The sequence below is a fragment of the Methyloversatilis universalis FAM5 genome, from assembly GCF_000214035.2.
Classification (GTDB): Bacteria; Pseudomonadota; Gammaproteobacteria; order Burkholderiales; family Rhodocyclaceae; genus Methyloversatilis; species Methyloversatilis universalis.
In genome coordinates this window covers 77,494-90,229 of the sequence record NZ_AFHG01000057.1, presented here as the reverse complement: position 1 = coordinate 90,229, position 12,736 = coordinate 77,494, and the positions used below count along the sequence as shown (strand labels likewise).

The window sequence follows — 12,736 nt, the reverse complement described above, 5'->3', positions numbered from 1 at the left end:
ACACGCGCGCGCTGTCGCATGGAGGCGCTCATGCATAGCGCGCACGCCCGGCGCAGCCTGCGGCTGATCAATGACAGCGGCGCGATTTCGGCCGCCAGTGCCTGGCTGCGCACGCTGGGCGACACCTTCGAGCTGGGCAGCGAACTGGTTTTCCGGCTCGACCTCTGCGTATCCGAGCTGATCGCAAACATCGTCAGCTACGCCTTCGACGACGAGGCGCCTCACACGATCGCGCTGGATCTCATCCTGGAGCCGCAGTCGGTCAAGCTGGTGGTGGCCGACGACGGCCGCGAATTCGACCCGCTGGGCCTGCCCGAACCGGTCACGCCGGCCACACTGGAAGAAGCCAGCGTGGGCGGCCTGGGCGTGCATCTGGTGCGCCAGTTCGCCGAACAGGTGAGTTACGAACGGGCGAGCGGCCGCAACCAGCTCACGCTGGCCTGGGCCCGGCCCGGACGCAGCAGCCCGATCGGCGCGCGCGCCCCGGTACGCCGCGGCATCGACCGGCGCCGGCGCGCCCCGGCGGTGTTTCCGCTGACCCGCGCCGATGGCAGCACGGTGAGCACGGATGCGCGCAGTGGCGCGGAACGCCGGGCGCTGGGCTTCATTTCCCGGCTGGAACTGTTCCGCGACGTGCCGTACGCGCTGATCGAAGGTCTGGTGGCGCACTGCGCACAGCGCGACTATCCGGATGAATACCTGGTGCTGGCGCCGGGCATGCAGAACGAGCATGTCGCGCTGGTGCTGAACGGCCGCCTGCGGGTACATCTGGAAGACCCGGCCGAAACCGGCACCACCGGCTACACCGTGATCGGCCCGGGCGAATGCGCGGGCGAACTGTCCATCATCGACGGCGAACCGGCGTCCGCCTGGGTGGTGGCCGAAGCCGGCACCCGGCTGCTGCTGATCGACGCCCACAGCTTCTTTTCCGAACTGCTGCCCCTGCCGCAGGTGGCGCGCAACCTGATGCGGCTGATGGCGGCGCGCATGCGCCAGGCCAACCATCAGGTGGTCGAGCAGGTACGCAGCTCCATGGTGCTGGAGCGGCTGCAGTCCGAACTGCGCACCGCGCGCGAAATCCAGTCCGGCATGCTGCCGATGCGCTCGCCGATGTTCGCCGAACATCCGGAAATCGAGTGCGAAGCGAGCATCCAGCAGGCGCGCGAGATCGGCGGCGACTTCTTCGACGCCTTCTTCATCGACGAACACCGGCTGTTCGTCGCCATCGGCGACGTGTGCGGCAAGGGCATGCCGGCGGCGCTGCTGATGATGCGCACGCTCACCACGCTGCGCGCAGAGGCTGCGCGCAAGCAGGGTCAGAAGGGGCATATGGAGCGGGTGATGGAACGCATCAACCGCAAGCTCGCGCTGAACAACGAACGCATGCTGTTCGCCAGCCTGTTCATCGGCCTGCTGGACACGCGCGACGGGCTGCTGCGCTATGCCAGTGCCGGCCACCCGCGGCCGGTGCTGGTGCGGCGCGGGCAGACGCCCACGCTGCTCAAGGTGCCGCAGAACCCGATCGCCGGCATCGATCCGACCGTGGACTACAGCCTGGCCGAGGCGCGTCTGGATCGGGGCGATCTGCTGCTGCTGTACACCGACGGTGTGACCGAAGCACTGAACGCGCAGGGCGCGCTGTTCGGCGAAACCCGCATGCTGGCCACGCTGTCCGGGCTGGGCGGCGGGGCCGCCTCGGCGATCGAGGTGCTGCGCGATGCGATGCGACTGTTCTGCGGCAACCAGCCGCAGTCGGACGACGTGACGCTGCTGGCGCTGCGCTTCCTCGGCCCGGCCTGAGCCGCGTCCGGCGACGACGTCGCCGGACGCATGAGTGCTGCTTACTGCACCTTGGCCTTGCTCACCAGCGACTCGATGTGCTGCTGCACCTTGGCCTGCTGCATCGATTCAATGATGCGGTCCTTCACCTCTTCGAACTTCGGCGGTTCGGCGCGGCGGATGTCGTCCAGCTGGATCACGTGGAAACCGTAGGCGGTCTTGACCGGCTCTTCGGTGAACTTGCCCTTCTCCAGCTTCTGCAGCGCGGCGTCGAATTCCGGCACGAAGCTGCCCGGACGCGACCAGCCCAGCTCGCCGCCGCGTTCCTTGCTGCCCGGGTCGTTCGACTGCACGGCCAGTTCGGCAAAGGCGGTGCCGGCCTTCAGCTTGGCGATGATGTCGCGCGCCTGTTCTTCGCTCTCGACCAGGATGTGGCGCGACAGGTACTCGTTCGGCGCGTTCTGGCCGACCACCTTGTCGTACTCGGCGCGGGCTTCGGCCTCGGTCACCGGGTTCTGTTCGACCCAGCGCTCGAGGTAGGCGTTGGCCAGCATTTCGCTGGTGGCGTAGGCGATGCGCTGCTGTACCGCCGGCAGCTTGTCGGTGCCCGCCTTGCGCGCGGTCTGCAGCAGCACTTCGCGGCGCACCAGATGGTCACGCACGCGGGCGCGCAGTTCGTCGTCGTCCTTGGCGCCCTGGGCCACCTGCTCGCTCACCAGCAGATCGGCCAGCGCCTTCGGCACCGCCACGCCATTCACCTTGGCCAGCGGCGCGGCGGCCGGCGCCTTGGTGTCGGCCAGCGCCGAAGTGGCCACAGTCATCATCAGGGCAGCGGCAAGCGCGCCGGTACGGTGGTTCATCAGAACATCCTCGTGGTTGTGGGGGCTCGATCGAGCGGAATGCTTATACCGCTGTTTGGGGCGGCGTGGCGAGGGGCGCTGTAACGACGCTGTCGCCGCGACGTCATATCAACTGAACACGCGCTGCCTATCGTGCGCCGGAATCCTTCCTGGAGAGACCGGATGCTGCAGATCGAACAGGCGCGCGAGCGGCGTGCGCAGCGCAACCTCAGCGTGACGCTGGCGAAGTGCGAGTCCGAAGTGCTGGCCGCGCAGCAGCTGCGCTGGCGCGTGTTTGCCGACGAACTGGGCGCCCGCCTCGACAGCCCGGTGCACGGCGCCGACATCGACCGCTTCGACGCGCACTGCGACCATCTCATCGTGCGCGACGACGACAACGGCCGCATCGTCGGCTGCTACCGCATCCTGCCGCCGGACGCGGCACGCCGCATCGGGGGCTACTACTCGGAGACCGAATTCGACCTTGGCCGGCTCGATCACCTGCGCCCGCGCATGGTGGAGGTCGGCCGCTCCTGCATCGACGCCGACTACCGCAGCAATGCCGCGGTGATCGGCCTGCTGTGGTCCGGCCTTGCCCGCTACATGCAGGACAACGGCCATCAGTACCTGATCGGCTGCGCCAGCATCGGCCTGGCCGATGGCGGCCACAACGCGGCCGCGGTATTTGCCAGCCTGGGCGCCCACATGGCCGCGCCGGAATACCGCGTGTTCCCGAAGCTGCGCCTGCCGCTGGAGCGGCTCACGCCGGCGGCCAGCGCGGTGCTGCCACCGCTGGTGAAGGGCTATGTCCGCGCCGGTGCGGAAGTGTGCGGCGAACCGGCATGGGATCCGGATTTCAACACCGCCGACCTGCCGGTGCTGCTGGACATGACCCGCATGGACGCGCGCTACGCCCGCCACTTCATGCCGCGTGCCGCCTGACGCAGCGGAACCGGGGAGGACAGTAAGATGTCGGTCATCCGCCTGTTTGACGAACTCGACCTGCCCTTGCCACCGCCCCATTCCGTTTCACATCCGGTTCAGTCGCCGCGCGCCGCCGCGGCCACCCATCACAGTCACGGTATGCGCGCCCGCCTGCGCATGGCGTGGCGCATCGGCCGGCTGGCGCTGCATCTGGCGGACGGGTGCACCCGGGTCGGCCTGTTCTACCCGCTGGTGAGCGAGCGCACACAGCGCAAGATGCGCGCGCGCTGGTCGCGCCAGCTGCTGGCGGTGCTCGGGGTCGAGCTGCAGGCGCGCGGCCCGTTGCCGCGGCCGGGCCAGCTGCTGGTGAGCAACCACATTTCCTGGGTGGACGTGTTCGTCATCAACGCGATTTCGCCGCTGTCCTTTGTGTGCAAGGACGACGTGCGCAGCTGGCCGGTGATCGGCTGGCTGGTGGCGCGCAACCAGACCGTGTTCATCCGTCGCAGCAGCCGCAGTTCGGCCGCCGAAGTGCGCGACCGCCTGGTCGGTTCGCTCAGCTGCGGGCGCAGCGTCATGGTGTTTCCGGAAGGCACGACCAGCGACGGGCGCGGCGTGCTGCCCTTCCGCGCCGCGCTGTTCCAGGCGGCGATCGACGCCGGCCGCGCGGTCAAGCCGGTGCGGCTGCGCTATGTGGACCACCGCGGCGAACACGCGGACGCCGCCGCCTACATCGACGACACGACCTTCTGGCAGTCGGTGTGCATGCTGGCGCGCGCACCGCGCACCGTGGCCCGGGTCGAACTGCTGCCGGCGCTGCCCTCGCACGGCATGACGCGCCAGGATCTGGCACAGCTGACCCACGCGCAGGTGAGCGCGCGGACGGACTGAAGATGTCCGGGGGCGCGTACTGAGCGGGGTTTGACCCCGGTCAATGGCGCCCGACCTCGCCGGCGTACCTTGGAATCGAAGACCGCGGCACGGTGCCGCGGCTCCGCAGACACAAGGAGAACCGAATGATCCGCGAAGTCACCGGCGACATCCTGCTGAGCAAGGCTCACGTCATCGCGCACGGCATCGCCGTGCAGGAACATTTCGATCACGGACTCGCGCTGGCGCTGCGCGAGCGCTGGCCATCCATGGCACGCGACTACCGGCACGCCATGCACGGCAAGCATCTGAACGCCGGCGAGGTGTGGTCATGGGCAGGCGTCGACAACGACGGCAGCACGCGCAACATCGTGAACCTGCTCACCCAGAACATGGTGGGCGACGGACCGGCCGCGAAGCCGGGCAAGGCCACAGTGGAAAACGTGCATCACGCGCTGAAGGCACTGGCCCGGCATCTGCAGGCCACCGGCGCGACCAGCGTGGCGCTGCCGCGGCTGGCCACCGGCGTCGGCGGTCTGGACTGGGCCGACGTGAAGCCGCTGATCGAACAGCACCTGAAGCCGCTGGGCATTCCGGTGGTGGTGTATGAAACCTACCGCAAGGACCAGCAGGCGGATGAAAAGCTGCACTGAAGCCGGGTTGCCGGCGTGATGAGGACGGGCGCTGCGGCGCCCGTCGCCATTTTCACGGCAGCAGACGCTCGCGCACGAACACCGGAAAGCGCGGCAGGCCGCGCGGCGTGCGTTCGCGGAAGCGGTAGGTGATCAGCGCCCCCACGGCCGGCGGCGACGCGCGCTGGGCATCGGTGAAGCCGCTGCCGACGCGGAAACGCCGGCCTTCGGTATCGATCACGGCCAGCGCGCCGAGCTTGCCGCGCAGGCGGCCCCGTCCGGGCAGGTGGCCCACCACGGTCGCCTCGGCGTCCTCGAACGGCGTCATCTTGAGCAGGGCCTCGCTGCGGCCAGGCGCCCAGTGCGCGTCGGCCCGGTGCAGCATCAGGCCCTCGCCGCCCTGCCCGACCACTTCGCGGAACAGCGCGTCCAGCTGATCTCGGTCAGCCACACGACGCTGCGGCACGACCCGTATCCAGTCGGCACCGGCGTCCCGCTCGATCGCTTTCAGGCGCTCGAGCCGCGCACTGAAATCGCCGTCGGCGCCCGGCAGTTCGAACAGCATGTAGCGCACCTGCCGCCAGTCCGCCTCGTCCGGCAGCTGCCGGCGTACGAGGCCCGACAGCGCGTCGAAGCGCCCGCGGGCCATCCACAGTTCGCCGTCGAGCGGCAGTGCAGGCAGCGGCCGGGTGAACCACGCCGGCGCCGCGATGCGCTCGCCATTGCGCAGCCGCAGTGCCTCGCCGTCCCAGCGCGCGCGTACCCCATCCAGTTTTTCGCTCACCCAGTAGGCCGTCGGATCGACATCGGCGGGCGCACGCAGCGCCAGCATCGGCGGCAGCGGATCGGCGCCTGCGAGCGCGGACAGCAGCAGGCAGATGCAGCACAGCAGGATGCGCATGACCGGTACTCCACGAATGAGCTCCGCGGATTATCCGGAAAATGACATATGCAATGACGAAAACATGCAGCCCCGGGAAGACTGCGTGCCCACCGGTGGTCTTTCCGGCACAGGGAGCGGTGACGTCTTCGGCGTCAGGGAGTTGGCCGGAGCGCGTTGCCGCGTACGGTTCATCCGCGGTCGTCCGCGCCTGCCTGCCGTGCGCAGGCCTCGCCGGGCCTCAGCGCGTGTCGCCGGCCCGGTCGCGTTCGCGCCGGTAGCGCTCGTACTCGAGATTCGCGGTTTCCAGGCAGCGGCTGCGCTCGGCCGCGTCGGTGATGCGGTCGCATTCCTGCTGCCGCCAGCCGGTGGCGCTGTCGTACATCTGCTGGCTGCTGCAGCCGGGGAGCAGGCCGGTCAGCACGCTGAGTGTGGCAAAGGCGGCAAGGGCGCGGATCACGGCTTCATTCTCCGAGATAGGCGGCACGCACCGCCGGGTTGTCCAGCAGTTCGGTGGCCGGCGCGGTCAGCGTGATCTCGCCGCCGTCCATCACGCAGCCGCGGTCGCACAGTGACAGCGCGAGCCGCGCGTTCTGTTCCACCAGCAGCAGCGTCACCCCGTCCTGCACCACCTGGCGGATCACGTCGAACACGGTGTCGACCATGATGGGCGACAGGCCCATCGACGGCTCGTCCAGCAGCAGCAGGCGCGGCCGGCTCATCAGCGCGCGGCCGATGGCCACCATCTGCTGCTCGCCGCCGGACAGCGTGCCCGCGGTCTGGCCGGCGCGCTCCTTCAGCCGCGGCAGCAGGCCGAATACGCGTTCGATGTCGGCCTCGATCGCCGCCTTGTCGTCACGGACGTAGGCGCCCATTTCGAGGTTTTCCAGCACCGACAGCCGGGCAAACACGCCGCGGCCTTCCGGCACCAGCGCGAAACCCTTGCGCACCAGCGTGTGCGGCGGCGCGTGCTCGATCGCCTCGCCCTCCAGCTTCACGCTGCCGCGCGCCGGCAGCATGCGGGCGATGGCTTTCAGCGTGCTGGTCTTGCCGGCGCCGTTGGCACCGATCAGCGCCACCTTCTCGCCGGCGGCGACGTCCAGATCGACGCCGCGCACCGCGCAGATGCCGCCGTAGTGCACTTCCAGTCCGCGCACCTCAAGCATCGGCCGCCTCCCTACCCAGATAGGCGGCGATCACGCGCGGGTCGCGGCGGACGACGTCCGGCACGTCCTCGGCGATCTTCTCGCCGTAGTCGAGCACCGCGACGCGGTCGCACAGCCCCATCACCAGTTTCACGTCGTGTTCGATCAGCAGCACGGTCATGCCGTCGCCGCGCAGTTTCTCGATCAGCGCACGCAGGCCGGCCGTCTCGGTCGCGTTCATGCCGGCGGCGGGCTCGTCCAGCGCCAGCAGCCGCGGTTCGGTGGCCAGCGCACGGGCGATCTCCAGCCGGCGCTGGTCGCCGTAGCTCAGATGGGTGGCCTGCTGGTTGGCCAGCCGGTCGATGCCGACATAGCGCAGCAGCGCATGCGCGCGCGCCTCGGTATCGGCCTCTTCGCGGCGCGCGGCCGGCGTGCGCAGAATGGCGCCCAGCACGCCGGTGTGCAGGCGGATGTGGCGCCCCACCATCACGTTCTCCAGCGCGCTCATGGCGCCGAACAGCCGGATGTTCTGGAAGGTGCGGGCGATGCCCAGACCGGCGATGCGGTGCGGCACGCCCAGCGGCAGCGGCTGGCCGTCGAAGCGCACCTCGCCCTGGTCGGCGCTGTACAGGCCGGTGAGCACATTGAAGAAGCTGGTCTTGCCGGCGCCATTCGGGCCGATCAGGCCATACACCTCACCGGCGCGGATGGACAGCGACACCTCGCGCAGCGCCTGCACGCCGCCGAAACGCTTGCTGATGCCGCGGGCTTCCAGCAGCGGGGCGCTCATGCCGCCTCTCCGTGCGCCGCCAGTTCGCGCTTGCGCAGCGCAGACGGCCACAGGCCGGCCGGGCGCCAGCGCATCACCACCACCAGCGCGATGCCGAACAGCAGCAGGCGCAGCGATTCCGGATCGATCAGCACCTTGCCGAACAGCGACTGCTGCACCGGCACCGCGCCCCAGCGCAGCGCCTCCGGCAGCAGCGCCAGCAGCACCGCACCGAGGATGACGCCCGGGATGTGGCCCATGCCGCCGAGCACCACCATGCACAGCACCATGACCGATTCGAGCAGGCCGAAGGATTCCGGGCTGACGAAGCCCTGGAAGCCGGCGAACAGGCCGCCGGCCACGCCGCCGAAGGTGGCGCCGAGGCCGAAGGCGAGCAGCTTCACGTTGCGGGTGTTGATGCCGCAGGCACGGGCGGCCACCTCGTCCTCGCGGATGGCGACCCAGGCGCGGCCCAGCCGCGAGTCCTGCAGCCGCACGCACACGAACACCACGAGCAGCGTGAGTGCGAGGAAGAAGTAGTACTGCAGGTGTACGCCCGGCACCATGACGCCGAACAGTTCCAGTGGCCGGTTCAGCGCGTGGCCGCCGATCTGGGCGGCGGCGATGTTGTTGATGCCCTGCGGCCCGTTGGTGATGTTGGCCGGCGCGTTCAGGTTGTTCAGGAAGATGCGGATGATTTCGCCGAAGCCCAGCGTCACGATGGCCAGGTAGTCGCCGCGCAGCTTGAGCGTCGGCGCGCCAAGCATGACGCCGAACAGGCCGGCCACCAGTGCGCCCAGCGGCAGCACCGCCCACACCGGCCAGCCGGGTGCTACCGCGAACAGCGCCGGGAAGGCAGTCGCCAGATGCGGGCTGGACAGCAGCGCGTACAGATAGGCGCCGACCGCGTAGAAGGCGATGTAGCCGAGGTCGAGCAGGCCGGCGAAGCCGACCACGATGTTGAGCCCGAGCGCCAGCATGATGTAGAGCAGCGCGAAATCGACGATGCGCACCCAGGAATTGCCGAAGGTGGCACCGACGACGAAGGGCAGCACCGCCAGCGCCACGCCGATCAGCGCGATGCCCAGCCGGGCTTTCAGTTTCGGGTCGGCGCTCATGCCCGCTCCGCCACCTTTTCGCCCATCAGTCCGGACGGCCGGAACACCAGCACCAGGATGAGCACGAAGAAGGCGAACACGTCCTTGTAATGGCTGCCGAGGAAGCCGCCGGTCAGGTCGCCGATGTAGCCGGCGGCCAGACTTTCGATGATGCCCAGCAGCAGTCCGCCCAGCATGGCGCCGCCGAGGTTGCCGATGCCGCCCAGCACCGCCGCGGTGAAGGCCTTGAGCCCCAGCATGAAGCCCATCGCGTAGTGCGCGATCGAGTAGTTGGCGGCCACCATGACGCCGGCCACCGCCGCCAGGCCGGAGCCGAGTACGAAGGTGAAGGAAATGACGCGGTCCACGTCCACGCCCATCAGCCGCGCCACCGCCGGGTTCTCGGCACTGGCGCGCATCGCGCGGCCGAGCCGGGTACGGGTGACCAGCCACACCAGCGCCGCCATCAGCAGCGCCGCGGTGAGCACGATGATGATCTGCAGGTCGGTGATGGCGGCCCCGCCGATCTTGTGTGCGGTCACCGGCAGCAGCGCCGGGAAGGTGTGGTAGTTGCGGCCCCAGCCCATCATGGCCAGCTGCTGCAGCACGATGGATACGCCGATGGCGGTGATCAGCGGCGCCAGTCGCGGCGCGTTGCGCAGCGGCCGGTAGGCGATGCGCTCTATCGTGAAGCCCACCGCCATGCACACCGGGATCGCGATCAGCAGGCCGGCCAGCACGACGACCGGACCGGGCAGGCCGCTCGGCACCAGCAGGCCGATGGCGGTCAGCGCGCTCAGCGCGCCTATCATGACCACTTCGCCGTGCGCGAAATTGATCAGGCCGAGGATGCCGTAGACCATCGTGTAACCGAGGGCGACCAGCGCGTAGATGCTGCCGAGCACCAGCCCGTTGATGATCTGCTGGATGAGGATGTCCACGAAGCGTCGGGTGTCCTGTGCCGTACAGTGCCGCCGCGCGGCACCCGGGGAAGGAAGCCGCACCGGCAGCTCCCGGCGCGGCCTGCGGAGCGCGGCGTCGCCGCGCGGGAGATCAGTTCGGCGCCTTGCCGCCCATGGTTTCGAGCGCGCTCCAGGTGCCGCCCTTGGCCTGGTAAAGCGTGATCGCGCCGTCCTTGATGTCGCCCTTCTCGTCGAACTGGATCTGCGCGGTCAGGCCCGGGTAATTCAGCGCTGCCAGCGCCGGCAGGAACTTGGCGGTATCGACCGACCCGGCCTGTTTCATCGCCTCGGCCACCACCCGCACCGCGTCGTAGGCATACGGCGCGTAGAGCTGGATGTCGGTGTTGAACTTCGCCTTGTAGCGGTCGCGGAAAGCGCTGCCGCCGGCCATCTGCTCCAGCGGCACGCCGGGCAGCGAACAGTAGTGGCCGTCGGCCCCGTCGCCGGCCAGCTTGTGGAACTCGACCGTGCAGGCCCCGTCGCCGAACAGCATGGGCGCACCGATGTTGAGCGTCCTGAGCTGGCGCGCCATCGGGCCGGCCTGGGTGTCCATGCCGCCGTAGAACACCAGATCCGGCCGCGTGGACTTCACCTTGGTCAGGATGGCGGCGAAGTCGGTTTCCTTGTCGGTCGTGTATTCGCGGGTGACGATGGTGGCGCCGGCCGCCTTGGCCGCCTTGTCGAACTCGTCGGCCAGACCCTGACCGTAGGCGGTGCGGTCGTCGATGATGGCGATCTTCTTCGCGCCCAGCTTGGTCACCGCGAAGGCGCCGAGCACGCTGCCCTGCTGCACGTCATCGGCGAACACGCGGAAGGCGGTCTTGTAGCCCTGGCGGGTGTAGGTCGGATTGGTGGCCGACGGCGACACCTGCACGATGCCGGCGTCGTGGTAGATGCGCGATGCCGGGATGGTGGTGCCGGAATTCAGGTGACCGATCACCGCATTGACGTGGGCATCGGCCAGCTTCTGCGCCACCGTCGTGCCCTGGCGCGGGTCGGCCTGATCGTCTTCGCCCAGCAGTTCGAACTTGGCCACCTTGCCGCCGATCAGCAGCTTTTCGGCATTCAGGTCGTCGATCGCCAGCCGTGCGCCGTTCTCGTTGTCCTTACCCAGATGCGCCTGCGGCCCGGTCAGCGGCGCCACGTGGCCCAGCCGGATGGTGACGGTGGCCGCCGCGTCGGCGGCAGCGGGTGCGGCCGTGTCGTCCTTCTGGCCGCAGGCTGCAAGCAGGCAGGCGGACAGCGCGACCAGCGCGGTCAGCGGGCGCGACGGGGTGATCGGGTTCATCTGGAATCTCCGCGGAGGGCTGAAAAGGTTGTCAGCCCCGGATTCTGCGGGTGACCGCCCGGAGCGTCAATTTGGGCGCGGCAGAAACGACGATGCCGGCCTGCGCGAACGCAGACCGGCATCGCTGTCCACTGGTGCCGGAAACTCAGGCGGCGCGGCGACGGCGGGCCATGGCCAGCAGGCCCAGACCGGCCAGGAACATCGCGTAGGTTTCCGGCTCGGGCACCGGCACCGACACGGTGATCGGGTTCTGCGACATCGACACCTGGCCGCTGCCGTCGAAGGTGAGGCCGGTGACGAAGGCGGTCGGGTTGAGCGGATCCAGGGCGGCACTCTGCTCGATGCCCAGGATGCGGAAGCGGGTGACCGCCTCGACGAAGTTGTAGGTCACGCCGCCGGTCAGCACGTCGCCGGTCGCCACCCACTCACTGCCATTCCACAGCCACAGGTCGTACAGACCGTCACCGAAGGTCGGCAGCAGCACCGACGCGATCGACGGACCGCTGTTCACGATGTAGTCATAGCCGACGGCGATGTCCGGATCGATGAACACGGTCCGGCCTGGCACGACGTTGAAGTTGAAGTTCCAGCCTTCGTCGCTGGCCACCGGCATCAGCGGGTTGGTGGGCGAGCTGCCGGGCAGCTGGCCGTTGCGGATGGCGAAGGACCACAGGCCGGCTTCGCCGCCGGCCACATTGGTGCTGTTCTGCAGATTCAGCACGTCGGCGGTACGCGAGCCGGGCAGGGTCAGGTAGTTCACGCCGTCGCCGGCGTCATAGCCGGCCTGGGCAGGCGTGCCGCCCAGACCGTTCGAACCGCCGCTGGCGCTGCCGGTGGTCCACTCGAGGCGCTCGTAGCGGAAATCGACGTCGAAGTTGCCGGCGCCGGTATCGGCCCGGTTGCGCAGCAGCAGCTGGAAGCTGTTGGTCTTGTCGGTCGCCGAACTGTAGTAACCGACGTTCTGCCAGGTCACGGCCAGCGTGTCGGCGTTCGGCGAATGGATCCACACATTGCCTACGCCACGGGTATCCACGTCGCCCCAGTAGGGCGCGATCATCGGCTGCGAGGCGATCGGGAAGGCGGCCGGCGTAAACGAGCTCAGCGCGCTTTCGAAGGTGATGTTGCCGTTGTTGTTGACGAAGAAACTGCTGTAGGTCTGGCCGAAGAAATTGATGCTGAAGGGCAGATTCAGCTGGTTGGTCGATTCGTCGTCGTTCGCGGCCAGGAACTGCGTGCCATAGCCGCTGGTACCGGCACCGAAATCGAGCAGGGACGCCGCCTGGGCGCCGCCTGACAGGGCGGCGATCAGGGCAGGCAGCAGAAGGATGCGGAATTTCATCTGTAACGCTCCGGTAATGATTGACCCGAGCGTCAGCAAGTCATGTGCCAAAACGTATGACTTTGGTATTACTCATTGTGAACAGCAGGATGCGGAACATCCCGAGGGCAAGCCGTTTGGGCGCTGTAAGGCGATCCGACAGCGTCGGCTGAACCCGGCTAGCACAGGCGGGCGGGGGCGTGCGCCGGTCGGGCTGTTCCATCGCATGCGCA

The 12,736-nt window shown here is 68.7% G+C and carries 13 protein-coding genes; 4 read left to right on the top strand and 9 right to left on the bottom strand.

Going from position 1 to position 12,736, the window contains the following annotated elements; translation table 11 throughout:
• Positions 1-30 precede the first annotated feature (30 nt).
• Positions 31-1,800, top strand: coding sequence for a SpoIIE family protein phosphatase (locus METUNV1_RS16010; protein ID WP_043360192.1), 1,770 nt, complete (start codon positions 31-33; stop codon positions 1,798-1,800).
• Between the two features lie 41 nt (positions 1,801-1,841).
• On the opposite strand, the gene METUNV1_RS16005 is transcribed toward METUNV1_RS16010, so the two are convergent.
• Positions 1,842-2,639 (bottom strand): peptidylprolyl isomerase, encoded by a 798-nt coding sequence (locus METUNV1_RS16005; RefSeq protein ID WP_008063580.1) that lies wholly within the window; start codon positions 2,637-2,639, stop codon positions 1,842-1,844.
• Positions 2,640-2,801: 162 nt separating this feature from the next.
• Between METUNV1_RS16005 and METUNV1_RS16000 the strand changes: the two genes are divergently transcribed.
• The 3 genes from METUNV1_RS16000 (at position 2,802) to METUNV1_RS15990 (ending at position 5,065) form a co-directional block, all read left to right on the top strand.
• Positions 2,802-3,560 carry a GNAT family N-acetyltransferase gene (locus METUNV1_RS16000; RefSeq protein ID WP_008063579.1) on the top strand — a complete coding sequence of 253 codons (759 nt, stop codon included), beginning with the start codon at positions 2,802-2,804 and terminating at the stop codon, positions 3,558-3,560.
• A 27-nt stretch (positions 3,561-3,587) separates the two neighbouring features.
• Positions 3,588-4,433 (top strand): lysophospholipid acyltransferase family protein, encoded by an 846-nt coding sequence (locus METUNV1_RS15995; protein ID WP_051165330.1) that lies wholly within the window; start codon positions 3,588-3,590, stop codon positions 4,431-4,433.
• 125 nt (positions 4,434-4,558) lie between these two features.
• A complete protein-coding gene (locus METUNV1_RS15990; RefSeq protein ID WP_008063576.1) occupies positions 4,559-5,065 on the top strand; it encodes a macro domain-containing protein in 507 nt (168 codons plus the stop codon).
• A gap of 52 nt (positions 5,066-5,117) precedes the next feature.
• On the opposite strand, the gene METUNV1_RS15985 is transcribed toward METUNV1_RS15990, so the two are convergent.
• The 8 genes from METUNV1_RS15985 to METUNV1_RS15950 form a co-directional block, all read right to left on the bottom strand.
• The gene (locus tag METUNV1_RS15985; RefSeq protein WP_008063574.1) at positions 5,118-5,945 is read right to left on the bottom strand and encodes a DNA ligase; all 828 of its coding nucleotides are present in this window, start codon (positions 5,943-5,945) and stop codon (positions 5,118-5,120) included.
• A 220-nt stretch (positions 5,946-6,165) separates the two neighbouring features.
• Positions 6,166-6,384 (bottom strand): hypothetical protein, encoded by a 219-nt coding sequence (locus METUNV1_RS15980; RefSeq protein ID WP_008063572.1) that lies wholly within the window; start codon positions 6,382-6,384, stop codon positions 6,166-6,168.
• Positions 6,385-6,388: 4 nt separating this feature from the next.
• On the bottom strand, positions 6,389-7,090 hold the full coding sequence (locus METUNV1_RS15975; RefSeq protein ID WP_008063570.1) for an ABC transporter ATP-binding protein: 702 nt from the start codon (positions 7,088-7,090) through the stop codon (positions 6,389-6,391).
• The gene (locus METUNV1_RS15970) at positions 7,083-7,859 is read right to left on the bottom strand and encodes an ABC transporter ATP-binding protein (protein ID WP_008063569.1); all 777 of its coding nucleotides are present in this window, start codon (positions 7,857-7,859) and stop codon (positions 7,083-7,085) included. The genes METUNV1_RS15975 and METUNV1_RS15970 overlap by 8 nt, the downstream gene beginning before the upstream one ends.
• Positions 7,856-8,956 carry an ABC transporter permease subunit gene (locus METUNV1_RS15965; protein ID WP_008063568.1) on the bottom strand — a complete coding sequence of 367 codons (1,101 nt, stop codon included), beginning with the start codon at positions 8,954-8,956 and terminating at the stop codon, positions 7,856-7,858. The genes METUNV1_RS15970 and METUNV1_RS15965 overlap by 4 nt, the downstream gene beginning before the upstream one ends.
• Positions 8,953-9,876 carry a branched-chain amino acid ABC transporter permease gene (locus METUNV1_RS15960; RefSeq protein WP_008063567.1) on the bottom strand — a complete coding sequence of 308 codons (924 nt, stop codon included), beginning with the start codon at positions 9,874-9,876 and terminating at the stop codon, positions 8,953-8,955. Before METUNV1_RS15960 ends, METUNV1_RS15965 begins: the two co-directional genes overlap by 4 nt.
• Positions 9,877-9,988: 112 nt before the next feature.
• Positions 9,989-11,185, bottom strand: coding sequence for a branched-chain amino acid ABC transporter substrate-binding protein (locus METUNV1_RS15955; protein WP_008063565.1), 1,197 nt, complete (start codon positions 11,183-11,185; stop codon positions 9,989-9,991).
• A 145-nt stretch (positions 11,186-11,330) separates the two neighbouring features.
• Positions 11,331-12,524 (bottom strand): nidogen-like domain-containing protein, encoded by a 1,194-nt coding sequence (locus METUNV1_RS15950; RefSeq protein WP_008063563.1) that lies wholly within the window; start codon positions 12,522-12,524, stop codon positions 11,331-11,333.
• Positions 12,525-12,736: the final 212 nt, after the last annotated feature.

Excerpts from the sequence above, each read along its gene's own strand:
- METUNV1_RS15970 (WP_008063569.1), bottom strand. The coding sequence starts at position 7,859 with ATGAGCGCCCCGCTGCTGGAAGCCCGCGGCATCAGCAAGCGTTTCGGC.
- METUNV1_RS16010 (WP_043360192.1), top strand. The coding sequence starts at position 31 with ATGCATAGCGCGCACGCCCGGCGCAGCCTGCGGCTGATCAATGACAGC.
- METUNV1_RS15995 (WP_051165330.1), top strand. The coding sequence starts at position 3,588 with ATGTCGGTCATCCGCCTGTTTGACGAACTCGACCTGCCCTTGCCACCG.
- METUNV1_RS16005 (WP_008063580.1), bottom strand. The coding sequence starts at position 2,639 with ATGAACCACCGTACCGGCGCGCTTGCCGCTGCCCTGATGATGACTGTG.
- METUNV1_RS15990 (WP_008063576.1), top strand. The coding sequence starts at position 4,559 with ATGATCCGCGAAGTCACCGGCGACATCCTGCTGAGCAAGGCTCACGTC.
- METUNV1_RS15955 (WP_008063565.1), bottom strand. The coding sequence starts at position 11,185 with ATGAACCCGATCACCCCGTCGCGCCCGCTGACCGCGCTGGTCGCGCTG.
- METUNV1_RS15985 (WP_008063574.1), bottom strand. The coding sequence starts at position 5,945 with ATGCGCATCCTGCTGTGCTGCATCTGCCTGCTGCTGTCCGCGCTCGCA.
- METUNV1_RS16000 (WP_008063579.1), top strand. The coding sequence starts at position 2,802 with ATGCTGCAGATCGAACAGGCGCGCGAGCGGCGTGCGCAGCGCAACCTC.
- METUNV1_RS15965 (WP_008063568.1), bottom strand. The coding sequence starts at position 8,956 with ATGAGCGCCGACCCGAAACTGAAAGCCCGGCTGGGCATCGCGCTGATC.
- METUNV1_RS15975 (WP_008063570.1), bottom strand. The coding sequence starts at position 7,090 with ATGCTTGAGGTGCGCGGACTGGAAGTGCACTACGGCGGCATCTGCGCG.
- METUNV1_RS15950 (WP_008063563.1), bottom strand. The coding sequence starts at position 12,524 with ATGAAATTCCGCATCCTTCTGCTGCCTGCCCTGATCGCCGCCCTGTCA.